This is a genomic window from Halobacillus sp. SY10 (genome assembly GCF_045401165.1).
In the GTDB taxonomy this organism is placed as follows: Bacteria; Bacillota; Bacilli; order Bacillales; family Halobacillaceae; genus Halobacillus; species Halobacillus aidingensis.
This window is the reverse complement of the sequence record NZ_CP174345.1, coordinates 325,024-350,968: the sequence shown is the minus strand read 5'-3', so window position 1 is coordinate 350,968 and position 25,945 is coordinate 325,024. Positions and strand designations below refer to the sequence as shown.

23 protein-coding genes and 1 riboswitch are annotated in these 25,945 nt (G+C 44.9%); of the genes, 8 read left to right on the top strand and 15 right to left on the bottom strand.

Annotated elements, in window-relative coordinates:
• Positions 1-149: 149 nt before the first annotated feature.
• From ACJA3J_RS01870 to ACJA3J_RS01850, 5 genes are all read left to right on the top strand, one after another.
• Entirely contained in the window at positions 150-2,363 is a 2,214-nt protein-coding gene (locus ACJA3J_RS01870) for a ribonucleoside-diphosphate reductase subunit alpha (protein WP_406945376.1), read from the top strand.
• Positions 2,364-2,379: 16 nt separating this feature from the next.
• Positions 2,380-3,420 carry a ribonucleotide-diphosphate reductase subunit beta gene (locus ACJA3J_RS01865; protein WP_406945375.1) on the top strand — a complete coding sequence of 347 codons (1,041 nt, stop codon included), beginning with the start codon at positions 2,380-2,382 and terminating at the stop codon, positions 3,418-3,420.
• A gap of 221 nt (positions 3,421-3,641) precedes the next feature.
• Positions 3,642-3,983, top strand: coding sequence for a P-II family nitrogen regulator (locus ACJA3J_RS01860; protein WP_089654735.1), 342 nt, complete (start codon positions 3,642-3,644; stop codon positions 3,981-3,983).
• Positions 3,984-4,011: 28 nt separating this feature from the next.
• Positions 4,012-5,421 (top strand): ammonium transporter, encoded by a 1,410-nt coding sequence (locus tag ACJA3J_RS01855; protein WP_089654736.1) that lies wholly within the window; start codon positions 4,012-4,014, stop codon positions 5,419-5,421.
• Positions 5,422-5,636: 215 nt separating this feature from the next.
• Entirely contained in the window at positions 5,637-5,732 is a 96-nt protein-coding gene (locus ACJA3J_RS01850; protein ID WP_075037849.1) for a putative holin-like toxin, read from the top strand.
• 197 nt (positions 5,733-5,929) lie between these two features.
• Here the strand turns inward: ACJA3J_RS01850 and ACJA3J_RS01845 are convergent, their stop codons facing one another.
• Positions 5,930-6,883 (bottom strand): YndJ family transporter, encoded by a 954-nt coding sequence (locus ACJA3J_RS01845; RefSeq protein WP_406945374.1) that lies wholly within the window; start codon positions 6,881-6,883, stop codon positions 5,930-5,932.
• Positions 6,884-7,055: 172 nt separating this feature from the next.
• On the opposite strand from ACJA3J_RS01845, the gene ACJA3J_RS01840 reads away from it, so the two are divergent.
• Positions 7,056-7,622 (top strand): sigma-70 family RNA polymerase sigma factor, encoded by a 567-nt coding sequence (locus ACJA3J_RS01840; RefSeq protein WP_406945373.1) that lies wholly within the window; start codon positions 7,056-7,058, stop codon positions 7,620-7,622.
• Positions 7,615-8,262, top strand: a complete 648-nt coding sequence (locus ACJA3J_RS01835; protein ID WP_089654740.1) for a hypothetical protein — start codon at positions 7,615-7,617, stop codon at positions 8,260-8,262. Before ACJA3J_RS01840 ends, ACJA3J_RS01835 begins: the two co-directional genes overlap by 8 nt.
• 73 nt (positions 8,263-8,335) lie before the next feature.
• Here ACJA3J_RS01835 and ACJA3J_RS01830 read toward each other — a convergent pair whose 3' ends face one another.
• From ACJA3J_RS01830 to ACJA3J_RS01815, 4 genes are all read right to left on the bottom strand, one after another.
• Positions 8,336-8,992 (bottom strand): uracil-DNA glycosylase, encoded by a 657-nt coding sequence (locus ACJA3J_RS01830; RefSeq protein ID WP_406945372.1) that lies wholly within the window; start codon positions 8,990-8,992, stop codon positions 8,336-8,338.
• A gap of 90 nt (positions 8,993-9,082) precedes the next feature.
• A complete protein-coding gene (locus ACJA3J_RS01825; RefSeq protein ID WP_089654742.1) occupies positions 9,083-10,069 on the bottom strand; it encodes a sodium:calcium antiporter in 987 nt (328 codons plus the stop codon).
• A 149-nt stretch (positions 10,070-10,218) separates the two neighbouring features.
• Positions 10,219-11,730 (bottom strand): phytoene desaturase family protein, encoded by a 1,512-nt coding sequence (locus tag ACJA3J_RS01820; RefSeq protein ID WP_406945371.1) that lies wholly within the window; start codon positions 11,728-11,730, stop codon positions 10,219-10,221.
• A gap of 12 nt (positions 11,731-11,742) precedes the next feature.
• A complete protein-coding gene (locus ACJA3J_RS01815) occupies positions 11,743-12,300 on the bottom strand; it encodes an isoprenylcysteine carboxylmethyltransferase family protein (RefSeq protein WP_089654744.1) in 558 nt (185 codons plus the stop codon).
• Between the two features lie 162 nt (positions 12,301-12,462).
• On the opposite strand from ACJA3J_RS01815, the gene ACJA3J_RS01810 reads away from it, so the two are divergent.
• A complete protein-coding gene (locus ACJA3J_RS01810) occupies positions 12,463-12,621 on the top strand; it encodes a hypothetical protein (RefSeq protein WP_406945370.1) in 159 nt (52 codons plus the stop codon).
• Here the strand turns inward: ACJA3J_RS01810 and ACJA3J_RS01805 are convergent.
• The 10 genes from ACJA3J_RS01805 to ACJA3J_RS01760 all read right to left on the bottom strand — a co-directional run bounded on the left by ACJA3J_RS01805 (position 12,618) and on the right by ACJA3J_RS01760 (position 25,882).
• Positions 12,618-12,839 carry a hypothetical protein gene (locus ACJA3J_RS01805; RefSeq protein WP_406945369.1) on the bottom strand — a complete coding sequence of 74 codons (222 nt, stop codon included), beginning with the start codon at positions 12,837-12,839 and terminating at the stop codon, positions 12,618-12,620. The two genes, ACJA3J_RS01810 and ACJA3J_RS01805, sit on opposite strands and share 4 nt — an antisense overlap.
• An 808-nt stretch (positions 12,840-13,647) precedes the next feature.
• Complete coding sequence (locus ACJA3J_RS01800) at positions 13,648-14,886, bottom strand: dicarboxylate/amino acid:cation symporter (RefSeq protein WP_406945368.1); 1,239 nt, start codon at positions 14,884-14,886, stop codon at positions 13,648-13,650.
• A 442-nt stretch (positions 14,887-15,328) separates the two neighbouring features.
• Positions 15,329-17,014, bottom strand: a complete 1,686-nt coding sequence (gene acsA, locus ACJA3J_RS01795) for an acetate--CoA ligase (protein ID WP_406945367.1) — start codon at positions 17,012-17,014, stop codon at positions 15,329-15,331.
• A 15-nt stretch (positions 17,015-17,029) separates the two neighbouring features.
• Positions 17,030-17,743, bottom strand: a complete 714-nt coding sequence (locus ACJA3J_RS01790) for an ABC transporter ATP-binding protein (protein WP_406945366.1) — start codon at positions 17,741-17,743, stop codon at positions 17,030-17,032.
• A gap of 12 nt (positions 17,744-17,755) precedes the next feature.
• Entirely contained in the window at positions 17,756-18,592 is an 837-nt protein-coding gene (locus ACJA3J_RS01785) for an ABC transporter permease (protein ID WP_406945365.1), read from the bottom strand.
• Positions 18,593-18,609: 17 nt separating this feature from the next.
• Positions 18,610-19,593, bottom strand: coding sequence for an aliphatic sulfonate ABC transporter substrate-binding protein (locus ACJA3J_RS01780; RefSeq protein WP_406945364.1), 984 nt, complete (start codon positions 19,591-19,593; stop codon positions 18,610-18,612).
• A gap of 26 nt (positions 19,594-19,619) precedes the next feature.
• Positions 19,620-21,398 carry a PLP-dependent aspartate aminotransferase family protein gene (locus ACJA3J_RS01775; RefSeq protein ID WP_406945363.1) on the bottom strand — a complete coding sequence of 593 codons (1,779 nt, stop codon included), beginning with the start codon at positions 21,396-21,398 and terminating at the stop codon, positions 19,620-19,622.
• Between the two features lie 138 nt (positions 21,399-21,536).
• A riboswitch (SAM riboswitch) is annotated at positions 21,537-21,647 on the bottom strand.
• Positions 21,648-21,720: 73 nt separating this feature from the next.
• Positions 21,721-22,866 (bottom strand): trans-sulfuration enzyme family protein, encoded by a 1,146-nt coding sequence (locus tag ACJA3J_RS01770; RefSeq protein WP_406945362.1) that lies wholly within the window; start codon positions 22,864-22,866, stop codon positions 21,721-21,723.
• A gap of 59 nt (positions 22,867-22,925) precedes the next feature.
• Complete coding sequence (locus ACJA3J_RS01765) at positions 22,926-23,525, bottom strand: NUDIX domain-containing protein (protein WP_406945361.1); 600 nt, start codon at positions 23,523-23,525, stop codon at positions 22,926-22,928.
• 212 nt (positions 23,526-23,737) lie between these two features.
• The gene (locus ACJA3J_RS01760; protein ID WP_406945360.1) at positions 23,738-25,882 is read right to left on the bottom strand and encodes an EAL domain-containing protein; all 2,145 of its coding nucleotides are present in this window, start codon (positions 25,880-25,882) and stop codon (positions 23,738-23,740) included.
• Positions 25,883-25,945: the final 63 nt, after the last annotated feature.

The following is a 25,945-nucleotide window of genomic DNA, read 5'->3' as shown; positions in this document are numbered from 1 at the left end:
GAGAAGATGAAGCGATGGAACGAAGGCTCTCGTGTCTTCTCTTCGTTTCATGGTTTCATCCGCTCAATTTTCGTTGAGCGGATTTTTTTATTTTTCCGAACCCTGACTATTCATGATCGTACACCTTCATTTTCAAGGAGTGAAAAATAATGGAAACCTTAACAAGAAACACGTCCTGGCAAGAGAGAATTCAACAATGGCAAGCAGATTTTTCCCATTTAAATGTGCAACGACTCATTGATAAGTCCCCCACCCTCAAGAATGACAAAGATGCATTCATTTTAGAGTGTCTGGCGGAAATCGATGAATCGAATCCAGATTGGACGTATGTAGCAAGCCGCATCCACCTGGAAGACATGTACGAAAAATCTGCTCACAATCGATCCACACCTGGACCTTATGAAGACTTTTACGGGCTGATCCAAACATTGATTGAAAAGAACATTTACAGCAGGAATCTTCTAACATATTACACAAAAAAGGAAATAGAAGAATTAGAGGATTCTATCGCACCTGATCGCGATCATCTCTTCACTTATATTGGTTTGAAGACATTAAGCGACCGATATCTTGCGAAAAGCAAAGCGAAAGAGGTTTACGAACTCCCGCAAGAACGTTTCATGATCATCGCCATGGTGTTGATGGCGGAAGAAAAAGCATCGAAGCGCCTTCCTCTCGTCAAAGAAGCGTATTGGGCGCTCAGTCATTTGTATATGACTGTAGCTACTCCTACCCTCGCAAATGCAGGAAAACGGTATGGACAGCTGAGTTCCTGTTTCATCGACACCATCGATGATTCCTTACAGTCCATCTATGACAGCAATACCGACATCGCCAACCTGAGTAAGCACGGTGGGGGCATCGGAGTTTACTTAGGTAAAATCAGGAGCCGCGGCAGTGACATCCGTGGATTCAAAGGCGTCTCGTCAGGGATCCTCCCATGGATGAAACAACTCAACAACACCGCTGTCAGCGTGGACCAACTGGGGCAGCGCCAGGGAGCTGTCGCTGTATATTTAGATGTATGGCACAAAGATATCTTCCCTTTCCTCGACAGCCGATTGAACAACGGGGACGAACGCCAGCGGACTCATGACCTTTTCACTGGGGTATCCATCCCTGACCTCTTTATGGAGGCAGTGGAAAACCGTGAAGACTGGTACTTGTTCGACCCTCATGAAGTCCGCAGCATCATGGGCTACTCGCTGGAAGATCATTTTGATGAAAAAAGAGGGTCTGGATCCTTCCGGGAGAAATATGCCGCCTGTGTCGCCCATCCAGACCTTTCTAAAGAGAAAGTCCCAGCGATCGAAATTATGAAGCGCATCATGATCGGTCAGCTTGAAACAGGAACGCCGTATATGTTTTACAGGGATGAAGTCAACCGCATGAATCCGAACAGTCACGCGGGTATGGTTTATTGCAGCAATCTTTGTACAGAGATCACCCAGAATCAAAAACCGACCATCCAGGATGAACAATACGTGGAAGACGGTAAAATCATATCTGTGAAGACACCAGGAGATTTTGTTGTCTGTAACCTGTCGAGCATCAATCTCGGTCGTGCCGTCACGAACGGTGTTCTGAAGCGCTTGATTTCGATTCAAGTTCGTATGCTCGATAACGTCATCGACAGAAATACCATTCCCGTGTTACAAGCACAGCTCACGAACCAGTCTTACCGTGGCGTTGGGCTCGGCACCTTCGGATGGGCCCACCTTCTTGCCAAGAAGAAGATCGACTGGGAATCCCAGGAAGCGCTCGACTATACGGAGGAAGTGTATGAAGCCGTCGCCTATCACGCTATTGAGGCTAGTGCTGATTTGGCTGCCGAAAAAGGAAGCTATCCTCTATTCGAAGGATCAGACTGGCAAACAGGAGATTTTTTCATTAAACGAACGTTTGACCAAGAGGGCACATGGAACTGGAAAGCCTTGCAAGACAAGGTTTCCAAGAATGGAATGAGAAATGGATATTTGATGGCTGTAGCACCGAATTCAAGTACCTCCCTCATTGCAGGAAGTACGGCCAGTATTGATCCGATTTTCAAAAAGTTTTATTCCGAAGAGAAAAAAGATTACAAGATTCCTGTTACCGCACCTGATTTAACCCATGAAACCTATGGGTATTATCCATCCGCCTACGATGTAGACCAACACGCATCCATCAGGCAGAACAGCATCAGACAAAAATATATCGATCAATCCATCTCGTTTAATCTCTATGTACGGAACAACATCCAGGCGAAAGAGTTGTTGAATTTACACTTGTCTGCATGGAAACACGGATTGAAAACGACCTACTATACGCGATCAACATCCAGTCAGGAAGAATTTGATGATTGTGAAGTCTGCTCATCATAAAAAGGAGGAAGCCTAAATGACGGCATCGATACAAAAAAGAAAGCTCGTCGATTATGAAGCACCAAATGCCTCGACAGGTGTCATCAACGGAAGAAGTTCGAACATCTTAAATTGGGATAATACCCGCTATTCGTGGGCGTACCCGATGTACAAGACCATGCTTGCAAATTTCTGGATTCCTAATGAAATCAATATGAGCAACGACTTGAAGCAGTGGCCGGATCTTTCAGAGCAAGAACAGACCGCATTCAAGAAAATCATCGGTCTGCTCGCTTTTTTGGATTCTATACAAACCGATTATTCAGGAAAAATCGCGGACTATTTAACAGACTCGAGTCTATCTGCCTTAATGCAAGTGCTCGCCTTTCAGGAAGTCGTGCATAATCAATCTTACTCTTACGTTCTGTCCACGCTTGTCGATCAAGGAGAACAGGAAAAGATTTTTGATTACTGGAAGCATGATGAAGTGCTCAAAGAACGCAACACCTTTATTACTGATGGATATCAGGCATTCGCCGATGATCCTTCCGTGGACAGTTTTCTGAAGTCGATTGTTTATGATGTCGTGCTCGAGGGACTCTTCTTTTATGCCGGTTTCGCCTTTTTCTATAATCTTGCGAGAAATCAAAAGATGGTCTCCACAAGTACGATGATCAACTACATCAACCGTGATGAACAAATCCACGTCAGTTTGTTCGGGCATATATTTAACGAAACATTACATGAAAACCCCGCGTTGGATCACGATTACTACCGGACGTTCGTGACCGATACGTTCAAACAAGCGGCTGATTTAGAAATCAAATGGGCACGTAACCTAATCGGGAACCAATTCCCAGGCATTCCGATTCAGGACCTGGAAGACTATATCCGTTACATTGCCAACAAACGCTGCAGGCTTCTTGGAGCAGAAAAGCCGTTCCCTTCTTATACAGAAAATCCATTGAAATGGATCCGTGCTTACCAGGAAGTCGATGAAGGAAAGTCCGACTTTTTCGAACAAAAATCACGTCAGTACACCAAAGTGTCCGAAACCAACGGCTTCGACGACCTCTAATACAGTTTTATACCAATTATTACCTATTACCTGACCAGGTCATCCAGAATATGGATGACCTGGTCTTCTTTTTTAAACAAGAAAACGCTTTTATGTCAACTTTTCTAACATACTATCAAAAAGTGTATTGATTTTTCAGAATATTTATTTTATAGTTAGATTTAATTACTTACTCATTGTGTTAAGAAACCTTACACAATGTAAAAAGGAGGACTATAGTCATGAAAAAGGTGGAGGCAATCATCCGTCCCGAAGCATTCCAGGATTTGAGGCAGAGCCTGGATGAACTAGGCGTGAAAGGACTAACGGTATCAGAAGTTGCCGGATGCGGTCAGCAAAAAGGCCAGGAAGGAATCTTCAGAGGCAGTCGTTTTGAAATTAAGCTCTATCCAAAAGTAAAGGTAGAAATGGTCGTTGAGAACAGTGAACTAGGTTCAGTGATTGATGTCATCATCAATACCTGTGCTACAGATGAAGTCGGCGACGGAAAAATATTCGTTTCTACGATTGATGAAGTGTTCCGCATCCGAACAGGAGAAACTGGCAAACAAGCACTAATCTAATACTTTATTCGAAAGGAAGAATTCATTTATGAAAAAAATCGCCCCTCTGCTTCTATTTGCTCTTCTAGGATTCCCAGTTGTCGCAAGCGCCGAAACAGCAATCTCTGCAGAGTCCGTTCTGCAATCCGTCGACATGGTATGGGTCATGATTGCCGCTTTCTTAGTATTCTTCATGCACGCAGGCTTCGCCATGGTCGAAGCCGGATTCACCCGTTCAAAGAATGCACTGAACATCCTGATGAAGAACTTCATGACGATGTCCATCGCTGCAGTCCTTTATTTTGTCGTTGGTTACGGTATCATGTTTGGTACCTCCGGCGGTGGGATCATCGGAATTGACGGTTTCCTCTTAAGCGGCCAAGAAGATCAAATCGGGTTCTTCGTTTTCCAAGCGGTATTCGCAGCTACGTGTGCCACGATCATTTCCGGCGCCGTCGCTGAACGTATGAAACTAGGATCCTACCTTCTCCTTACTGTGGTTATGACCGGCTTCATTTACCCTGTCGTTGGACACTGGGTCTGGGGTGGAGGTTGGCTTTCCGAGCTAGGATTTGTTGATTTTGCCGGTTCGACAGTCGTCCACTTAACAGGCGCGCTCGGCGCCATCGTCACTGTCATGTTTCTGGGACCACGTCTTGGTAAATACAGTGGTAAGAAGGTAAACGTCATTCCAGGTCATAACATTCCTTTAGGCGCTCTTGGTGTCTTCATCCTATGGTTCGGGTGGTTCGGATTTAACGGCGGAAGTACACTAGCTGCCGATCCGTCTCTTGTTCCTTCTGTTATCGCAACCACTCTGTTGTCTGCATCAGCAGGAATTATCAGCTCTGCCTTTTATTCTTACGCTAAGTTCAAACGCATTGACGCTTCTCTTACGTTGAATGGTGCTCTCGCAGGCTTAGTAGGGATTACAGCAGGAACAGCAAACGTTTCTTTAGCCGGGGCTCTTGCCATCGGTTTAATCGCTGGTATTATTTTAGTAGAAGCCGTCCAGTTTCTTGATCGAGTCGTTCGCATTGATGATCCCGTCGGTGCCATCGCTGTTCACGGAATTTGCGGCATTTGGGGTACGATCGCTGTCGGTCTTTTCGCTGTGGAAGGTGGTCTCTTCTACGGTGGTGGCGCAAGCCTTCTAGGCATTCAGGCCATCGGTGTCCTATCTGTCATTGCCTGGACAATGCTAACAACCGCAGCCGTTGTCTTCATCGTTAAAAGCACTGTTGGCATCCGCGTTTCCAGACAAGAGGAAATATCCGGACTCGACTTCTCCGAACACGGATCCCAGGCCTACGAAACAAGCCGTGGAATCTTCAACGAGAACATCAATCCAAGCACAGGTAACGATTTCGGTGTCGGATTGCTCCACCGACTCGACGGTTTGAATTCTGAGTCTGAACAAAAAACAAAAACACCTTCAGAGACAAAGACAGCACAATAAAGTCCACCGCGGATTCACCTTGGTTCCCCCTACTATTCCAAGGTCAATCATATAAAAGACTCCGGCTCATCTTAAGGTGAGCCGGAGTTTTTAGTTCCTTCTGTCTATTTTACGAACACACGTTCTTATTTTTCGCAAAATATGGTATCCTTGTAGATAGATACCGTTCTCTATTTGAAGATAAAGACTGTGATAGAAAGGGTGTGAGGCCATCGATGAGCACATATGAATCTCTGATGATCATGTTAGCGTTCGGAACGTTCATCATTACGCTCCTTGCGCTCATCATAAAAATGAACAATAAAAAATAGACCTCCACACGTAGCGAAGGCCTAAAATCCATGATATACGAACGGTATCTTGGCGACAGTTGCAGCTGTCGCCGTTTCACTTTTATTATAGCATAAATCCATGATAACTGAAGAGGAAGCTTCAGCTATTCTTCATAGCAGAACATGGAAAATATCGACAGAATGATCCAAGTTCCACGTGAAACTTTTTCACCCCACTAATCACTCTCGGGCAGGATTCGCCGTGGTTTATTTACACCCCTCCACGCAAAAACAATCAGCCAAGAAAAGAGTAAGGCAGAAAAGAATCCATACGGCGGAATGGTCGCAAGCATCCCCACACTACTCAAACGGCCGATACTCAATCCCTTCCACAACGCACTGCCAACGATACTGAATCCCATAAAGCTCGTCAAAATTAACGCCGTCTGTACCCAAGGCTTAAACTCAACCGATAACCAGAACCACCACAGGCACATCCAAACGAGCAAAAATGAAAAAATAACAACCGAAAGAATAATGGCTTCCGTTTCATAAAAAAGACTGAAAAAACCGATGAATGGACTGACGAGAACCGTAATAACTAAAAAACGGTAAGGACGATCGACTTGCTTTTTCGGCTTAACTGCCATCTCTTTTCGGTACCGACCAAAGAAACCGGTGATCACCGCCAATAAAAAAACGACTCCATGAAAAAACAAAGCCAAAACAATCCATTCCCGTGTCGAAAATGAACCGAAATTTTTTACAGGGAGACGGGAGAAGAAAAGGAAAAGGCCAGCGAAAGCTAAATATAGAAAACCAGCATCAATGCTCAGCTCTTCCACTCTTGCCCCTTGACGCAACCGGAAACGCCAAACGCCTCCCACTGCCACGGATAATGTATAAATGAACCAAATCAATCCCCAAGCCGCCGCTTCCCATCCCGACGGCATGGATAAAGATAGAACACCTGATATGGAAAATGGGAGCAAACATACGAGACACTGCCACAACCAATGATCCGCTCGATTTTTCCGAGAATCTTTGACTGCTTCTTCAAGTAAAAGTGGAACAAGGACAAATAAACTAAAACCTATCGAAAATTCCAGCCACTCAATAGAAAAGGAGAATTTCCATATCAGCCATAAGAAAAACCCTACAACAGCAAGCCAACGTCCAGGTCTTTGCATTCCATACCCCTCCGATAATCGCAGAGGATCGCATACACTCACGATCCTCCCTCTTTATTTTATAAAGGAAAACGGTGATGTCTATCGAATACATAGATAAGATCATAAGAAATCAAGCAAAGCAAAAACTTATTCTCGGGGAGTGTCGTCTAAACAGATGAGGTGGGAAAAATTGATACACAACCAACGCTCACAATCTACATATGAACCCGAAGAACATGATGAGGAACGGCTGGAAGAATGGATTCAAGAATACGGCCATGATTTAAAATGGCTCGCTTATTCGTATGTAAAAGATTATGCGATTGCCGAAGATATCACTCAAGAAACATTTATTAAAGCATACCAGAAATATACCAGTTTCAAAAAAGAATCCACCATTAAAACGTGGTTGTACAAAATTACCATTAACTTGTGTAAGGATCATTTAAAAAGTTCTTACATGAAGAGGGTCGTCAAAAAAGGCACGGAACTATTCCGTTCCATCCCCTCAACAAAGGAGACGCCGGAAGAATTCGTGTTGCAGCAGGACGAGGATGAAACCCTGCTGGCACATGTCCTCAAGCTTGAAGATAAATACAGAGAAATCATCATTCTATATTACTTTGAAGAGTTCGACATCAATGAATTGGCGAACGTGCTGAATACAAGTCCGAACACAGTAAAGACTCGCTTAAGACGCGCACGCCAACTACTGCAAGAAAGGTTAACATCGGAAGGGAGTTCCCAGAGTGAGTGATTTGATTGATCGTAAATTGAAAAAAATGGACCAGAAAGTGAAATATGATCAGGTCCCCTTTGACGAAAGACATATGAAAAAAATGGTCTTGAAATCTTCCCAAAAAAAGATACAAAAGCAACCACACACGGGCACGAAGACTTTCCTCATCCCAACGGCAGCCCTTCTCCTTTTTACAGGCTGGCAACTTTCACAAAACCAACAACCACCGGAAACAGCTGGTTTGTTGATGACCAAAGACACCGTTCCCGAGCTGAAAACAGCAGCTGTAGAGCCACCATCTACTTTTGTAAAAGCAGATAATTCCAAAAAACATATGACGTCGATGATGGTCAGGGAAACGTACGTCATTCACGAGGATGAGCAGTTTTTCCAAACGGCAAAGAGAGTAACACCTAAGGAGCTCGGAGAAGTAATCGGAACCATCAACCACAAAAATCCCGGGGAGGAGTCTGACGCTTTAGAGAGCGTAACCGCTTTTCTCCCTGAAACGAAAATTTACAAAATCAAAGGAGAAGAAGACAAAAACCGAATCGCCATCCGCAGCTGGAGAAGCACAGGCATAGGATCTGTAACGGCCAGCACACAAGGCTACTTTGTATTTGAAAAAGTTCAGATGAACCACAAAGAAGACAGTTGATCCCTTATACGGAGGGCCACTGTTGCTTGCAGATCTCCTTTATATTAAAACTCACAATTGCTGAAGAATATGACTACCTATCACGCTCCAAATAATCTTTCAAACGATCAAGTGACCGATAGATATCCTCCTTGATTTTCGGATTATAAAAAACGGCCGCCGGATGATAGAGGGGAACAATGGTATATTCTTCCTTAGACTTTCTATATCCCCCTTCTTCTTCCTTCTGGACAGGGGTACGGATGGCTTCACCAACGACATCACTGATTTTCCCTTTGTCACCGGTCAACCGTTCATAAGCCACTCCTCCAAGAGCGATAATGATGTCAGGCTTCATTTGTTCTATTTGATAATCGAGAAGTTTGGCATGAGCATAGATTTCTTTTTGGTTTGGTTTGCGGTTAGCTTTCCGTTGGCCCCCCATCCCCTTCTTGGTCGTCTTCACCCATTTGTAGGGCCGGCTTCTTACTACACTCGTGATATAAACATCTTCTCTGGCCATACCGAGATAGTCGAGCTGTTTGTCCAATTCATCGCCCGCCCTTCCAATAAAGGGCTCCCCTTTAATCGCTTCATTTTCACCAGGCGCTTCACCGACAATCATGACCCTGCCACGATCATCCCCTTTGCCAAGAACGAAACCTTCTACATCATAAGGTTCCATCCTCTTTTTTGCTTCATTTACTAACCGTTCGGGCCACTCCATCCACTCCCCCACCTTTCGCTTCACATCTCCCTCTTCTATTTCGTTGGTCTAGAGTCGAAAAAATTCTAATCCAATGGACAAACAACTTCCTCTAATCCAGGGAGCCAATTCTTATCATTTCATTTGAAACGCTAGATACGTAGTGACAAAATAGCTCACAATAATTAAGAAGGAAGGAATCAAGTAATTCCATGCACGAACATTCTTGCGTGTAATACTGTAGATGATTAATAGAATGAACACGATGGACGTTATCCCTGTGATCATGTTTGCAGGAGACGATTGTTGTAAAAGATTCCCTTTAAAATAAATAAAATCTGTTATCGCAAGAATCATCAGGTTGAAGGCGTTACTTCCGAGCAACGAGCTGATTCCGAGATTGAAGTTCCTGAGCTTGAGCGCTGTCCCTACACTGACAGCATCAGGTAATGACGTGCTGATCGCCACTAAAAATGCACCGATAAAGGACGCACCGATCCCCGTTATGACGGATATCCGCTCAGCCGTAATGGTCAATACGCTGCCAATAACCATAATTAGAAAAGCATATAGAACAAAGCGCCAAAGCACCTGTTTGTATGAATAATCCTTGTATCGTTCATTTTGTCGTTTCACTTTTCTACCCTGGTATTCTGTCCGGTCATTGATGAATTTTGAACCAACAAAGTAAAGAACCACAATGACAATCGACGTGTAACTAATGTGGAAAACATGGGTCGGTAAGGTCAAACTCAAACCAGCCATGACGATAAGTGTCATAAAGATCACAAGCCAGCCATATAACTTACTTTCCACCGTTGCATGCGTCAATATTTGATAGCGGCGATAGACAATGTCAAAAATCGCAAGACCCATGATGTTGAACAGGTTGCTTCCGATCAAGTTTCCAACAGCCAAGTCAGGGCTGTCGATGACAATCGCCGTAACACTTGAGGTTAATTCAGGCAGCGAGATGGCTATACCAATGATCGCTCCCATGAAAGCGGAAGATGCTTTCGTTTTTTCTTTTACCGCATCCCCAAATATTGCAAGCCTTGAGGCTATGAAAAATGTTAAGATTCCTGATATAAAAAACAGAGCAAAAATCATCCAGTCGCTCATAAAAAAACTCCTTCAAATCAACTTCAATATGGCATTTTTCAACCATTCCCTTCCCTCTGCCCCGGTAAACAGTAAATGAATGGAACGCGAGAAGTCTTCCCCCTTTCTCATACAGAAAGCTCAGTGCCTCCGCGGCGCTGAGCTTTCTTTTACTGGTGAACGGGTTCTGTTTCTCTCTCTTTAATCAAGTCAGCAGTCAGCTGTCCCGACAATGTTACCATCGGTACACCTCCACCCGGGTGAGTAGAGCCACCGACAAAATAAAGGCCGTCGTAAATTTGACTCTTGGATGGTATCTTAAACCCACCATTGGACTTGCGGTCAGCCGCTATCCCGTAAATAGAGCCACCATTCGGGCCATATAAGGTCTCGAGATCTTCAGGAGTAAAACGATACTCAAACTCGATCGAATCACGCAACCCTTCCATGCCCATGCGCTCTAGCTTATCCAACACCGTTTCGCGGTACGCATCCCAGTCGATCGGTTTACGCTTTTTGTTTTCAAGCGGCGGAACGTGCGTCAGTACAAAAAGATTGTCTTTCCCTTCAGGCGCTTGCGTTTCATCAGACCTTGCCGAAATTCCGATATAGATTGTCGGATCATCCGCAGGCTTCCCTTCTTCAAAGATCTGTTTGAATTCTTTTTCCGGATCTTCGGAGAAAAGGAAGTTATGATGCTTTAAGTTCTCGAATTTACGATCCGTTCCAAGCAATAGCACAAGTCCTGATACGGTCGGGTCGAACTTTTTCTCGAGAGCTTTTGTTTCTTTCTTCACTTTGGATGTTTGTGGAGCCAGCTTCCGATATGCCGGGATGACCTCAAGGTTAGAGATGACAACATCCGCTTCGTGAATCGTTCCCTCAGCCGTTTCTACACCAATAACACGATCACCATCAACGACAAATCGCTGGACTGGAGTATTCAATTCCACATCGATACGCAGCTCTTCCATAAGACGTCCCATACCTTCAGCAATTTTGTACATGCCGCCTTTAACATAATGGATGCCAAGCCCAAGCTGAACATAGACAAGCTGATTCAAAATAGCCGGTGTAGCGTAAGGATTGGATCCTACATACATCACAAAATAATTGAACAACTGCTCCAAATATTTGTTATCAAAGTGCTTGTGCGTCGCTTTCGCTACCGTATTCATCGGATCCATCTGGAATAATTCACTTAATTTATGATGTTTCTTCAAATCTTTCAAGTCTTCGATACTATATTTATAAAAACTCTTCATACAGAGTTCATACATATCCTGACTGTAGGACAAGAAATCGGTCAGCTTTCGGTTCGGCCGTTCGGTAACCTTGGCCATCTCCTCAAGCATATTAGGTAGATCGCTCGTTACGTCGAGTTGTGTGCCATCTTCGAAAAATGTGCGCCACTGCGGTTCGACACGTTCTACAGTGATATAGTCCTCAAGACGGCGATGCACACTTTCAAAAAGCTGCTCAAGAACCCAAGGCATCGTCAATATAGATGGTCCAGTATCAAACGTGAATCCTTTCCCCTCTCTGCGGTTCAGCTTTCCACCTATGTTGCTGTTTTTTTCAATGATTTTCACATCATAACCATCTGCTGACAGTCGAATCGCTGCTGACATACCACCTAAACCTGCTCCCACTACAACCGCTGTTTTCTTTTTCAAAACCATCCACCTCCAAAATTAATAGACAAAAGGAATCAGCCGGTACCTCGAACGGCACCATTTCCTATACCTTTCTCCATGCTGCTCCACGAGCATCGCTTCTTCGAGCTTAATTCTATGTAGTAATGCGATCGTCATGAAAATTCCACATAGGAGTGCCGCATACAGGTTGCCGAGTCCTGAACAAAACCCAATAATGATGAATAAAAGCCCTGTATAAAGAGGGTGTCTGAGCAGACGATAAGGACCACTACTTACGAGGCGGTCGCCTTCTTGAACTGAGACATTGCGCGTAAACTGATCTTTCAGATGGAGAATCCCCCAATATCTCAGACCTACTCCAATCGCGTACACCACCAATCCTATCCACCAGACTCCTCGATAATAAATAATCCCAATGTCCCATTCCTGCATTAAGAGAGAAAATACGAGCGTCACGACCACGGCCGCGAGGATCAGCAGAAAAGAGCGGCGTTCATAAGAACCACTTTCACCCGACCGATCATTTCTGAAGATAAAAAACTCTGCCAGCCAAAAGACCGTCACTACTAAAAACAATCCATCAAACAGGGTCATGGAGCACCCATCCTCTCTGGATACTATCTTCCATTGTTCCCTTTCTAGCTTGCAGGTAAACCGCAGCTACCCACTCAATTCCAAACATTCCATCCTCTCCCTCGCATAATTGTCCCGTATCCATTACAATAGCAACAATAACCAAGAAAGGGGTTAAAGGAGTTGGGCATATTTTATAGTGTTTTTATCATTTCCGCTGTCATCGCCACTTTCTTCGTGGTCTTTAAAAAAATTACGAAGGGTACATACTGGACCATGGCGATTGTAGGCGTCTTATACATAACCATTCTATTATTCAGTGTTTTCTATGATTCCCCTTAAAGGTTCTTGTTTTGTTTATTGATGGCTTCACGGATATGATAGAGTTCCGCGTACATGGCCGTCGTATAAACACTGATGATACTCAAGAACATAGAAAGGACAAAAACAGAACCATCAAGACCGAATCCGAGAACAGAAGAAAAACCGATGATGGCACCGATAATAATACCGATTCCTGTAAGAAAGATTATTTTTTGTAACGTCACTGAATAAAACATCGTATCACCTCTTCCAAGTTATCTATCTGTTACTATACCCATCAGAGGCTTTGGATACACGTCACCCTCTCTCATTCTTCCTTACTTATATTCTGCTTTCTCAAACGAAACCCTTTGTGTCCAATCAACAAATCTAGTGGCATTCTATAAAAAAGTCCAGCTGCTTGAATCACACAGCCAGACACATCTGAATTTCATTTCCCTCCTCCTTCACAAACGCTCCCTATTGTTGGATACTCAGTTTCGAGACTTTTGTTGAGTGGATGGGGGCTGCTGGGAATGACTCGCTTTCCGCAGGAGTCTCGCCATCCCCCTCCGCCCCCTTGCCATATAAGTATCTCGAAACCACTTCCAGGAAAGGGAAGCTTTTACTCCTAAGGAAAGTGAAGCAACATGGATTCTCCAACCGCATTTTGAATGTATAAATCCTGTTATAGAACGCTTTATTACTATAGAATCAGGATTTGTGAAAGACACGCATACCAGGCAAAGGGGTCGTTTCTCACCTTTATTGTATGGGGTGGTTGGGAAGCTGCGAGACTCCCGTGGGAGAAAGGAGATCGGCGAGATCCCGCAGGGCGTAGCCCGAGGAAGCTCGCCACTCCCCCACAGGAAAGCGAGTTGCTTCCCATCCACCCCTGACTCCCATTTTGGCAAACGAACCCCGAAAACATCTCGAAACTGAGTCTTACACAATCCTGCCATTTAGTTTAATAACTTATATAAGGAAATGGATGATTGGGAGACTTCATTTTAAATAAAATAAAAAAAGTGCAACCAAAAAGGTTGCACTTTTGTTTATTATGCTTTATGCTTCCATACGTTTGGCATCCTCATCAATGCCGTGTTTTCGTTCAGATTCAGCGACTACGACGGCACATGCTGCGTCTCCCGTGATGTTCAAGGATGTACGTAACATATCAAGCAGTCGGTCGATACCGATGATTAGCGCGATCCCTTCGACTGGCAGAGATACTTGGTTAAGAACCATCGCAAGCATGATCAGCCCTACACCAGGAACTCCCGCGGTACCGATACTCGCAAGAACCGCCGTCAGAACGACCATTACAAGTTGCGCAAAAGAAAGATCAGAACCGTAAACTTGAGCGATGAAGATCGTCGCTACCCCTTGCATAATGGCTGTACCATCCATGTTGATGGTTGCACCCAATGGCTGGACGAAACTACTGACAGGCTTCGGCACATTCAAGTTTTCCTGAGCTGTTTTCATGGAAATCGGTAGCGTTGAACTACTGCTTGACGTACTAAAACCGACCGTCATCGCAGGGAAGAACCCTTTGACGAACTTGATTGGATTCATCTTTCCAAGGAAAGCGACCGCAGAACCGTACGTGACGACCCCATGGATAATCAATCCTAAGATGACGACAATCATGTACATAGCCATTCCTTTCATGCCGTCGATTCCCATCGTTCCTATTGCAGAAGCAAGGAGACCGAAGGCACCATAAGGAGCAAAGCGCATGATTAGATTTACAAGGAACATCATGATTTCATTTCCTTGTTCGACAAGCTTGTAAATACCTTCCGTCTTCTTACCAAGCATCGCTAGTGCGAAACCGATAAAGATAGCGAAGGCAATAATTTGAAGCATGTTCCCTTCTGTCATTGCCTGAATCGGGTTTGTTGGGATGATGTTCGTAAATGTTTCAACGACACCAGGTGCTTCTTGAGCTTCATACTCTGCACCTGCAGGGTTGATATCAACATTTCCCGGTTGGAAAAGGTAGGCTAGAGAAATCGCGATACTAATTGCAATCGTCGTTGTAACAAGGAAGAATGCAATGGTCTTCCCACCGATCCTACCTAATTTCTTAGGGTCGCCAAGAGAAGCGGTACCTAGGGTGATAGAAAAGAATACGATTGGTACAACTAGCATTTTAATAAGATTTAAGAATACCGTACCTAAAGGACCGAAAACATAAGCATCTAACGTACTGAACAGATCCGGTGCAGCTAAATGCAGACCCAAGCCTACAATCGCACCAAGAATCAAACCTATAAAAATCTTGGTTGTTAGTTTCATGAAGTAACCTCCTACAACATTATGAAAACGCTTACTTATTATTTTGTTTAAAAAGTGAAAAATTTCAAAGACGACATGTACCCAGTCATGTCAAAAAAGCATTAAAAAAAGACTTACTTACATTATGGGGTTCGGTACCTTTGAGCCTTGTTCAGGCTCGTCATAGATGGTTGCAACCAGCGCGTGTGGAAATGTGCTTTATAAATTATAACATAGAATGAGTGAAAATTGAATAGAATTTGCTGGTAGTTTCTAAAACAACTATGTACCATACGGTGTTGTACAACTTTCAGTGGCCACTGAAACCGCGAGATTCATAGTTATTTCTAGATTATGAGAATGTTTAGAATTTATTACATATTCATGGATTCCGCTTTTTCCATGCATATAATATTATTCCGTTGCATAAAAAAACGGCCGTCACACAGGCGGCCGTTCTTTATTAAGAATTCACTTTTTCCCACTTCTTCAATTCTCTTCGTAAAACTTTCCCACTGATTTGTGTTTTTGGTAGCTCTTCGATAAATTCAATTTCCTTTGGTGTGCAGTGGGCAGCAAGCTCTGTTTTCACAAAACGCTTGATGTCGATCAAAAGGTCTTCTCCCTTTTCGTACCCATCATTCACAACAATAAATGCTTTCACGATTTCTCCCCGCACCGGGTCGGGCTTCCCAACAACTCCCGATTCACGTACAGCAGGGTGTTCAAGTAGCTTGCTCTCCACTTCGAAAGGACCAATACGCTCTCCGGAAGAATTGATCATATCATCACTTCTCCCTTGAAAGAAAACGTAACCATCCTCATCCACGTAAGCTAAATCGCCAGCTAAATACCATTCTTCTCCAAACGGAAAGTACGAGTCGAATTTACTCGGATTCTTCCACACTTCTTTCATTAAGGACGGCCAGGCAGAACGAATGGCTAGATGCCCTGTTTCAAACGGGGGGAGGGGCTGTCCTTCTTCATTAAGGATCTCAATCTCAATTCCAGGAATCGGTCTTCCCATGGATCCGGGTTTGATCGGTCGTGTGGGAAGGTTGGCAATGAGCTGCGCCCCTGTTTCTGTCATCCACCATGTATCATGAATTCTCAAATTCCACGTTTGGTAGGCCCAGTGAATGACTTCCGGGTTGAGTGGTTCTCCGACACTTAAAATATGACGTAAAGAAGAAAGGTCATAGTTGAAGTGCATGTCTTCGGGCTGAGCCTTCAGCATCCTGAATGCCGTTGGAGCACTATACCATACTGAAACTTTAGCCTTCTCCAAAACTTCATACCACGCTTTTGCTGAAAAACGCCCTCCATGAATGACTGTAGTTACCCCGTTCAGTAAAGGAGCGAATACTCCATAGACCGTCCCTGTCACCCATCCCGGGTGTGCGGTACACCAGTACACATCATCGTCTTTAAGATCCAATACCCATCGGCCCGTCTGATACTGCTGGATCATGTTTCGGTGGGCATGGACGATTCCTTTCGGTTTGCCCGTCGATCCGCTCGTATAATGAATGTTCAGCCCGTCATCAAGGTCTACCCACACCGTTTCCAGTTCATCGCTCGCCTTCTCCGCTTCCCTGGTAATAGAAGGGTTCGCTCCCTCTGTTTTATTCGTGGTAAAAATGGTTGTCAGGCTTGGAATCTCTTCTCTATGCACTCGATTCAGAAACGAATCCTCTGTAATTAAGTATTTCCCTTCACAATCGTTGATGCGGTCCTTTACCGCATCTGCCATAAAAGCCTCAAATAACGGACCGACCACCGCCCCAATTTTGATCGCTGCAAACATAGCGATGTGACAATGCGGATGTTTCGGTAAAAAGACGAAAACGAAGTCGCCTTTTCTCACACCATGATCAAACAGCACATTCGCCCAGCGGTTCACTTCTTTTTTAAGTTCAGAAAAAGTGTAGGTGAATTCCTCTTCTTCTGAGATGTAATGTAAAGCAATCCGGTCCCCTTTCCCTTCATCAACGTGTCTGTCGATACTTTCATAAGCCATGTTCACTTCACCTGTCACATTCCATGTAAAACGAGCGTGTACAGTACTCCAGTCAAAAGGTTTCCCTTCCAGCCATTCTTTCTCAATGTTGTAATCTGCCGATTGTGGTGGGATGATCGTTGCTGCCATGATCCTTGATCCTCCTTATGATTTGGTGAAATCCAATTCCTTCAATACTTCTTCTTTCAACTCTGCAAGATGGGCATCTCCTCTTTTTCGAGGTTTCGGCCGGTTGATGAAAATTTCAGATTCGATCTGCCCCGGCTGCCCGCGCATGATTACGATACGGTCACATAAATAAAGCGCCTCATCAATATCGTGAGTGACGAGCAATGTCGTCGTCCTGCGCTTTTCCCATATCGCCAAAAGTAGATCCTGCAGCTGCATTTTTGTAAATGCATCGAGGGCGCTGAACGGTTCATCGAGGAGCAAGATATCCGGTTGACTGAGCAGAGATCTGGCAATCGCTGCCCGCTGGGCCATTCCGCCTGACAGGTCTTTCGGGTAATGTTTTTCAAACCCCTGCAGCCCTACCGTTTCAATCAACTCCAAAGCCTCTGATTTCTTTTCCTTCTTAGAAAAACCGAACGTCACATTATCCAAGACGGTTAACCAAGGCATGAGTCTCGGCTCCTGGAACATCATCCCGAAAGCTTCTTCCGGACGCTCCGCTTCTGTAAGAATGCTCCCTTCAAATTGTGTGTCCAGACCGGAGAGGACACGCAGCAGTGTACTTTTACCGCACCCACTGGTCCCTAAGACTCCGACAACCTCTCCTCTCCGTAACTGCAAATCAATATTTTTGAATCCTGCTTTTCCGTTTTGGAAGGTACGGGATACGTGATCGACAGCTAACATAGACACCCTCCTTTATGACGCATTTTCCAAATTATCCTGCCATTTCAATGTCTTCGATTGAATACGCTTTAAAATTTCATCTGTGATCTTACCGAAGATGGCAAACAGAATGATGCTTCCAATTACGAGTGATGGAGCTGATGTATTCTGTCCGTATACCATCAAATATCCAAGGCCCTGGCTAGCACCGAGCAATTCAGCTGCAACCACGAACATCCACCCAAGACTCAGTCCACTTCTTAATCCGACAATGAAAGAAGGCAAGGAGGCTGGTAGAATGATTTTCTTGATTTGCTGCAAACTCGAAAAGTTATAGATTCTACCCACTTCGATCAGTTTCCGATCAATCCCCTGTATGCCCGCAGTCAAATTCAAATACACTGGAAAGAAAACCCCCACAGCCACGAGCGTGATTTTGGAAGCTTCTCCAATGCCGATCCACAAGACGAATAAGGGAACCCAGGCCAGAGACGGAATGGCTCTTAGTGCTTGCAACATAGGATCAAGCAACTGATGGATCACTTTCACATAACCTGTCGCCGCACCGAGAATGACAGCAGCCAGGGCTCCTGCCAGAAAGCCAGCAAAGACTCTATAGAGAGTAATGGTGATATGCCCCAACAGCTCCCCTTCCTGGGCCATGGATGACATTTCATCCACGACGGTCGTTGGAGAAGGAAGCAAGTGGGGAGCCACCCACCCCGCCCTTGAAGCATACTCCCACAAAAGGATGATGAAAGCAGGCAGGATCAGACCCAGCCATGAACCGGATAGGCTCCCCTTCACGGAAACACGTGTTTTCTTCCCCTTGGATGCCGGACGGACGGTTGCTTCTGTACGACTGGACATAAACGTGTTTCCTCCTTCTATTCAATCACTTCTTCCGCGTATTTCGGATTGATGAGTTCTTCTGTAATTTTTTCAATATCCACGTCTGCCTTGATGACTTCTTCCTCCTGAAGCACTTGGCCCGCTCCGAGCACGGTTTCTCTCAATTCATCCCCTGGCACAGGATTCGATAGGTCATTCCTTTCCAGACTCTTCTTCGCTACTTCCAAATCCAGTCCCGCTTCTTCGGCAAGGATTTCAGCTGCTTTGTCCGGATTCTCAATTGTCCATTTTCTCGCTTTTTCATAAGCTTCAATCACTTGTTTAACGACTTCTGGATGATCTTTGGCATAGTCCGACCGTACGTTCAATGTTCCGTAAGTATTGAATTCCGGCTTCCGGTAGAAAAGTTCCGCCCCGCCTTCCAATTCATTACGAGCCATATGAGGATCCAGCCCTGCCCATGCATCGACGTTGCCATTCGTCAGTGCCGATGCTCCTTCAGGGTGCTGCAGATTCACAAGCTCAATGTCTTCTGTAGAAAGCCCGTGATCCTTCAGGGCGCGGACTAAGAAAATGTAAGGATCCGTCCCGAGCGTCGCCGCTACTTTTTTCCCTTTCAAATCTTCCACGGACGATATTCCGGAATCAGGATTCGTAACGAGCGCCGTCCATTCGGGCTTGGAATATAAATAAACAGATTCTACAGGGGCATTATTTGATTTCGCCATCAGAGCCGCTGCACCGGCGGTCGAACCGAAGTCTACACTGCTTGAATTCAAGAATTCGAGGGCTTTGTTACTCCCCTGGCTGAGGACCCACTCGACTTCTATCCCCTCATCTTCAAAAATTTCTTCAGCCAAACCCTGTTCTTTCAGTACAAGGCTCGTCGGGGAGTAATACGCATAGTCGAGCGTCACTTTTTCTGGTGATGCGCTCTCCCCTTCTGCATCCCCTGAACACCCCACCAAACCCAATGTCGCAAGTAACCCTAAAGTGATGAACGTTTTCTTTAGTCCCATGATACACTCTCCTCTTTTTTCGGTTTTTAGATTTCACATGCGTACGTATCGATGGTTCCTCGCAACCGCTGGGCCTCTTTATACGTACAACGGTTATGGACCACTTCAAGCCCTGCTTCACTTGCGATTTGGGCCGCCTTCGGTGCGATGACACCTTCTTGCAGCCAGAAAACGTCCGGCCGGATTTCCGCTGCTTCCTTAGCAATTTCAATGGCTGCTTCCGGACTGCGGAACACTTGCACGACATCAACTTTGAATGGGATCGATCTTAGGTCTGGATACGCCTTCTCTCCAAGCACTTCCGTTTCTCTTGGATTTACAGGGACGATTTGATAACCCAGCCTCTGCATTTTTCTCGCTAGACGATGGCTCGGACGTGAAGGCTTCCCGCTCAATCCGACGACCGCCAAACGTTTTGGACGCGTTTCCCCATCTTCTTCGGTTTTAGAGGAGCTTAAGGCCCACTTGATGACACCTTCATCATTTTCGGTGATCGCTGTTTGTTCCGGCGCTCTTCCTGTCGCTTTCGCAATGGCACGATCAAGATCATTAATCAAATCCTTGCTCGACTCAAGTCCAATGGATAAGCGGATTAATTCTTCCGTCACTCCACTTGCAGCAAGATCTTCGACAGACAATTGCTGGTGTGTCGTTGATGCAGGGTGGATGATCAATGATTTGGCATCTCCAACGTTTGCTACATGGGACCAGAGCGATATATTATTGATCACTTGTCTTCCGGCTTCCCGTCCACCTTTGATGCCAAAGTTTACGATCGAACCATACCCTCCATTAAGGTAACGGTTGGCTAGTTCATGGGCTGGATGTGTAGGGAGCCCTGGATACGATACCCATTTCACATCAGGATGACCTTGTAAGTATTCTGCAATTTCCTGGGCGTTGTCTCCGTGACGGGCGACACGCAAATGCAGCGTCTCTAACCCTTGTAACAACAAGAAAGCATTCTGCGGGCTCAAACACGATCCAAAATCCCGAAGCAGCTGGACACGCAGTTTCGTAATATAAGCAAGCGTTCCGAAGTCGGCGGTATAAACGATTCCGTTGTAACTACTATCAGGCTCTGTGAAAACCGGATACTTGCCGTTTCCCCAGTTAAACTGTCCTCCGTCTACGACCACTCCTCCAATGGCCGTCCCGTGGCCCCCGATCCACTTCGTCGCGGAGTGGATAACGATGTCGGCTCCGTGCTCAATCGGCCGGCATGTATAAGGGGTCGCGAATGTGTTGTCGATTAGAAGTGGAAGGTCATGATCATGCGCGATGGCCGCTACCTTTTCAATATCCAGCACGTGCAAGCTTGGATTTCCGATCGTTTCAGCGAAGACAGCTTTCGTTCGATCTGTAATCGCTTTTCGGAAGTTTTCCGGCTCCTCCGGGTCGACAAAATGGACTTTAATGCCATATCGCGGTAAAGTGTTAGCGAATAAATTATAGGTCCCGCCATAAAGGTTCGACGCGGCAACGACTTCGTCTCCAGATCCTGCGATGTTCAGAATGGATAGAGCAATGGCTGACATTCCGGAAGCTGTCGCAACAGAAGCGACTCCTCCCTCCAAGAGGGCCATCCTTTTTTCAAAAACATCGACGGTCGGATTTCCGATTCGGGAATAGATATTTCCCGGCTCGTCAAGCGCAAAAAGGCTCTGGGCATGTTCTGTGTCGTGGAAAACATAGGAAGTCGTTTGGTAAATCGGCACCGCACGAGATCCTGTGGTCGGATCCGGGGACTGCCCTCCGTGTAAAGAAATCGTATCTACATCATAGCTTTCAAATGAATTAGTCATGATTCGTTCCTCCTCGTAAAGGTTTCTATTCTTATAGATATAGTTGGCTTTGTGCATACAAAATGTCCATGGAACTTTCTTCCGAACAGCAAAAAACCCTCTTCCAAATAAGAAGAGGGTTTGTCATTTCGTTTCCTCCTCTTATCTACCAGACCTTTTAGATCTGTAGGACTTGGCACCTTTTCAAACCGATGTTTGAAGGTTGCCGGGCTTCACAGGGCCTATTCCCTCAGCCTCTCTTGATAAGAGATGTATGCAGTTAATTGATCATGTTGTGAATTATAACGGATAACAAACAGAAAAGTCAATCATTTTAGAAAATTCAACTTTTAGAATCTACAATCGCTTTTTTCAGCTGTTCTATGATATCTTCATGATCTTCGATTCCGATTGACAGTCGAATCACATAATCATTGATGCCGATCTTCTCGCGCTCCTCATCCGATAACGCACGATGGGACGTACGTACAGGATAAGAAACCGTCGTTTCGACTCCTGCCAACGTAGGGGCGATTTTCACCCAACCGAGCGATCGAAAAAACGCCTCTATGTCAATCGAATCATTAAGCTCGATGGTCACAATGGCACCGTTCCCTCTTTCCGATACCTTTTCGGGATAATAGACGGTACGGACGGCATCATGCTCATCCAGGACTTTTGCTACCTGCTTTGCATTGTATGATTGTTTCTTCATTCTAAGACCTAACGTTTTGGCCCCTCGTTGAGTCAGCCATGCTTCAAATGGGCTGAGATTTGCACCAAATGTGACAATCTTCTGGGTAGCAGCCTGAACCAATTCCTCACTCCCGACCAGCACACCACACGTCACGTCACTGTGCCCACCAATATACTTCGTCCCACTATGTACGACAAGGTCGACGCCACGCGTGTACGGCTGCAATAAGTATGGGGTCGCGAACGTATTATCAACCATCGATTTCACATTCTTTTTGCGAGCAAGAGCGACGAGGCCTTCAAGATCTTCCACCCGTAAAAAAGGATTTGAAATCGATTCCGTATAAAGCAGCTTCGTTTTGTCTGTGATCGCCTCTGAAACCTCCTCCAGATTTGAAAAAGAAACCATCGTTACATCAATCCCGAACGTGGGCAGCTCTTTGGTGATCAGCTTGTGTGAACCTCCGTAAACATCCTCTGCGGCAACGATATGATCCCCGGGTTTTGCAACTGCGAGAATGCCGGCAAGGATGGCTGACATTCCGGATGAAGACGCTACTCCGGCTGGTGCTTCTTCCAGTTCAGCAACGGTTCCAGCAAGTTCATCAGTATTGGGGTTACGCTCTCTCGTATATAAATAAGGGCTGTTTCCCTCATAATAACTTTCCAAGTGATCCAAATCTTTGAATGTAAAGGCGGACGTCTGGTAAATCGGTGTACTCTTGCTATTCGGTACAAGACTTTGATCCGCCTTATGGTGGACTATTTTCGTATCAAAAGATGTATTCGTCATCGTTCGTCTCCTCTCTCTATCACTTAATCAGAAATTATATAGAACAAGTTGGAATATTGTCAAAGTTTTGCGACATATTCTCGAATCGCTTGGAAAACATACCGCTCATATCCTTTTTCATGTGGGACAAGATTTTTACGATTCACTTCTTTTTCTTCACCATTAAGAATAGAGACCCCCTTCACGCTCCGTGGTATATCCATCAAACCTTCCATATCTTCCAGTGGCACAGAAACGATGTCCTTCACCTCTTCTCCAATCGTAAAGGTCTTGTCATTTGTCCATGGTAAGAGGTAAATACGGCAAATTTCCCGGTCTACGCGAACCCCTTCCTTCAGTTCCTCCTTGTAATCGCCTTGAGGGATTAAATCTCCAGGCACAACCGTCAAACCGACTTCCTCATCAATTTCCCGGACACCAGCCAGAAGTACATCCTCCCCCGCTTCTACATGTCCCGCAGCGGTAATATCAAACAAGCTCGGGAAGTCCTTCTTGTGATCAGCTCTTTGTTGAAGCAATAAATGGATCGTTTCACCTTCCTTGTGGAACATCCAACAATGGAACGTTTCGTGCCAATCCCCGTCCAAATGCACCTTCTCCCTTTCTTTTATTCCAATTGGCTGCTCATTTTCATTATAAATGGTTAGCATTTCTGCCATAAGAATCCCCCTATACTCCAAATCCATTTGAATCGCTCTTCCTTTAATAGAAAGCATACTTGAAATAGACCTTCCCTGCATAAAGAAAATGCTCAGAGCCTGATACTCTGAGCATGGGTCGACCGTATGCTTTCTTGCTAAAATGAATACCGTCCAAAAGAAGTCACGGATCATGGACGGTTTTTTAAGAATGGTAAATTTGATCACTCATGTTAATTGTGTACAAGACTTGCCGGTACAGGTTTACTGAAGTAATAGCCTTGATATTCATAACAGCCTTTTTGTTTTAAGTAAGCAATATGTTCACTTGTTTCCACACCTTCAGCAATGACTTGCAGGCCGAGACTTTTCGCCATACTGATGATGGCATTGACGATCGGCACCTCTTCCCCTCGTTCACCAATTTGATTAATGAAAGAACGATCGATTTTTATCGCATCCACAGGCAAACGGTTCAAATAACTGAGGGAAGAAAAACCGACACCGAAGTCATCCAGATGTACTTTAATCCCCTTTTCACGCAAACTGTTCAACGTGTCTGTGCTGCGGTCGAAATCTTGAAGGACCATCGTTTCCGTAATTTCGAGGATCAAGCTGTCAGGAGAAAGCCCTGAACTTTTGAGGGCTTCAAGCACTTTTCTCGGAAGATTTAAATCTTTGAACTGCTGGGCAGACAAATTCACCGATATTTTCAAATCCGGTCTACGATCTTCCACCTGCCATCTTTTTGTTTGCTGACAAGCTTCCTTCAATACCCACTCACCAATTTCTATGATCATCCCTGATTCTTCAGCAAGGCTGATGAAATAATGCGGAGATAACCTACCGTAATCCGGATGGTTCCAGCGGATGAGTGATTCATATCCGATCACCTGCGATGTTCTCCCGCACACTTGGGGTTGATAATAAAGCTCAAACTGATTGTTATCAAGAGCATGATGAAGGGATTGTTTCAAGTGAAGCTCTTCTCTCATCTGCTCACTCATCTTTTCTTCATAAACCGCATAGCGATTCTTTCCGCTTCTCTTCGCTTTATGCATCGCTGCATCCGCATGGCGTAAAAGAGTTTCTCCATTATAATGATTTCGAAGATGGGCCGGGGTGAACGTGACACCGATACTCACGGTATTGTAGAACTCTTTTTCTCCAATAAGAAAAGGGCGTCGCATTGAATGAATAACGTAGTCACTGACTTCCCTTAGTTCTTCAATGCTTCTGACATGTTTGAGGAGGACAATAAATTCATCACTGCTGATCCTGGAAATCACCGCATCATGCTGAGCGAATGTCTGCCTCAAGTAACGGGAGAACTGACGAAGCAGCTCATCCCCTTTCGTGTGCCCCCATGAATCATTGATCATTTTAAAATTATCAATGTCGATGAGTAAGAGCGCAATGTTGCTATCCTTTTCATTCATGGACTGAATTTCGTCTTCAAGGATTCCTGACAAATAGCTGCGCGTGACAAGCCCTGTCAAAGGGTCATACTGAGACAACATCTCCAGCTTCTTTTCCGCCTGCATCCGGGAAAGCTCATTCGCTGTCCGATCAGCAAAAATTTGAAAAAGAGCCTTGCTCAATGGCCCGCTCGTCTGTGTCCGGTTATCCATAATCGCAAGAATTCCGATCACTTCACCATCTGAATTAAGTAAAGCTTTCCCGTGATAACTCTCCACTCCATAATCGTTGATCGTGATATCTTCAGGGAAAAGTCTCCCTACATCATTAGGATAATAACATTCATGAGTCAACGTTACTTGCTCACAAGGCGTATCTTTTAACGCGTATTGCAGCCCTGAACTAATCTCCCCTTTGTGAGACAAGGAGATCGCTGTCACTTGATCTTTGGCTTCTCCAGTCAATTCTCCAACCAGTACGGTTTCTACACCAAGCACAGAAGATAAATATTTCACAAGAAAGTCAAAGAACTCCTGCCCATTGTAGGAAAGGAAAGCATCTCCGATTTCCACAATCGCTTTTTTAATCCGGCCCAATTCTTCAATGTAAGCAGAATCAGGAGCACCTATACCTGTGTATCCCATAATCTTTCCATTTTCATCAAAGAAAGGCGTGACGATATCCTTCCTCCATTCGTACTTTCCATTGTTCAACACACGATAATTCAAATAAAAAAAATGACGATCTTCTCTCGTCATCGCATGATGGTCCAAATATGCTAAATCATCCTTATGTATGAGTCGCATTAAATCATGCCGGTCCAAGATGGTTGAATCCAGCTTCCATTGATCTTGCAACTTTTCACTCACATAGATGTTCTCTTTTTCTATATCCAAGAACCATATAGGGATGGAAAGCTGCTTTAGTGTATCCCATGGATGTTCAATGATCCGAGCCATTCCGTTCACCTACTCCAAAAATTTTATTCCCTCTTCCTAAATATCGGAAAATTAGAACTAAAG

Excerpts from the sequence above, each read along its gene's own strand:
- ACJA3J_RS01870 (WP_406945376.1), top strand. The coding sequence starts at position 150 with ATGGAAACCTTAACAAGAAACACGTCCTGGCAAGAGAGAATTCAACAA.
- ACJA3J_RS01865 (WP_406945375.1), top strand. The coding sequence starts at position 2,380 with ATGACGGCATCGATACAAAAAAGAAAGCTCGTCGATTATGAAGCACCA.
- ACJA3J_RS01860 (WP_089654735.1), top strand. The coding sequence starts at position 3,642 with ATGAAAAAGGTGGAGGCAATCATCCGTCCCGAAGCATTCCAGGATTTG.
- ACJA3J_RS01855 (WP_089654736.1), top strand. The coding sequence starts at position 4,012 with ATGAAAAAAATCGCCCCTCTGCTTCTATTTGCTCTTCTAGGATTCCCA.
- ACJA3J_RS01850 (WP_075037849.1), top strand. The coding sequence starts at position 5,637 with ATGAGCACATATGAATCTCTGATGATCATGTTAGCGTTCGGAACGTTC.
- ACJA3J_RS01845 (WP_406945374.1), bottom strand. The coding sequence starts at position 6,883 with ATGCAAAGACCTGGACGTTGGCTTGCTGTTGTAGGGTTTTTCTTATGG.
- ACJA3J_RS01825 (WP_089654742.1), bottom strand. The coding sequence starts at position 10,069 with ATGAGCGACTGGATGATTTTTGCTCTGTTTTTTATATCAGGAATCTTA.
- ACJA3J_RS01820 (WP_406945371.1), bottom strand. The coding sequence starts at position 11,730 with ATGGTTTTGAAAAAGAAAACAGCGGTTGTAGTGGGAGCAGGTTTAGGT.
- ACJA3J_RS01815 (WP_089654744.1), bottom strand. The coding sequence starts at position 12,300 with ATGACCCTGTTTGATGGATTGTTTTTAGTAGTGACGGTCTTTTGGCTG.
- ACJA3J_RS01805 (WP_406945369.1), bottom strand. The coding sequence starts at position 12,839 with ATGTTTTATTCAGTGACGTTACAAAAAATAATCTTTCTTACAGGAATC.
- ACJA3J_RS01800 (WP_406945368.1), bottom strand. The coding sequence starts at position 14,886 with ATGAAACTAACAACCAAGATTTTTATAGGTTTGATTCTTGGTGCGATT.
- acsA (WP_406945367.1), bottom strand. The coding sequence starts at position 17,014 with ATGGCAGCAACGATCATCCCACCACAATCGGCAGATTACAACATTGAG.
- ACJA3J_RS01790 (WP_406945366.1), bottom strand. The coding sequence starts at position 17,743 with ATGTTAGCTGTCGATCACGTATCCCGTACCTTCCAAAACGGAAAAGCA.
- ACJA3J_RS01785 (WP_406945365.1), bottom strand. The coding sequence starts at position 18,592 with ATGTCCAGTCGTACAGAAGCAACCGTCCGTCCGGCATCCAAGGGGAAG.
- ACJA3J_RS01780 (WP_406945364.1), bottom strand. The coding sequence starts at position 19,593 with ATGGGACTAAAGAAAACGTTCATCACTTTAGGGTTACTTGCGACATTG.
- ACJA3J_RS01775 (WP_406945363.1), bottom strand. The coding sequence starts at position 21,398 with ATGACTAATTCATTTGAAAGCTATGATGTAGATACGATTTCTTTACAC.
- ACJA3J_RS01770 (WP_406945362.1), bottom strand. The coding sequence starts at position 22,866 with ATGACGAATACATCTTTTGATACGAAAATAGTCCACCATAAGGCGGAT.
- ACJA3J_RS01765 (WP_406945361.1), bottom strand. The coding sequence starts at position 23,525 with ATGGCAGAAATGCTAACCATTTATAATGAAAATGAGCAGCCAATTGGA.
- ACJA3J_RS01760 (WP_406945360.1), bottom strand. The coding sequence starts at position 25,882 with ATGGCTCGGATCATTGAACATCCATGGGATACACTAAAGCAGCTTTCC.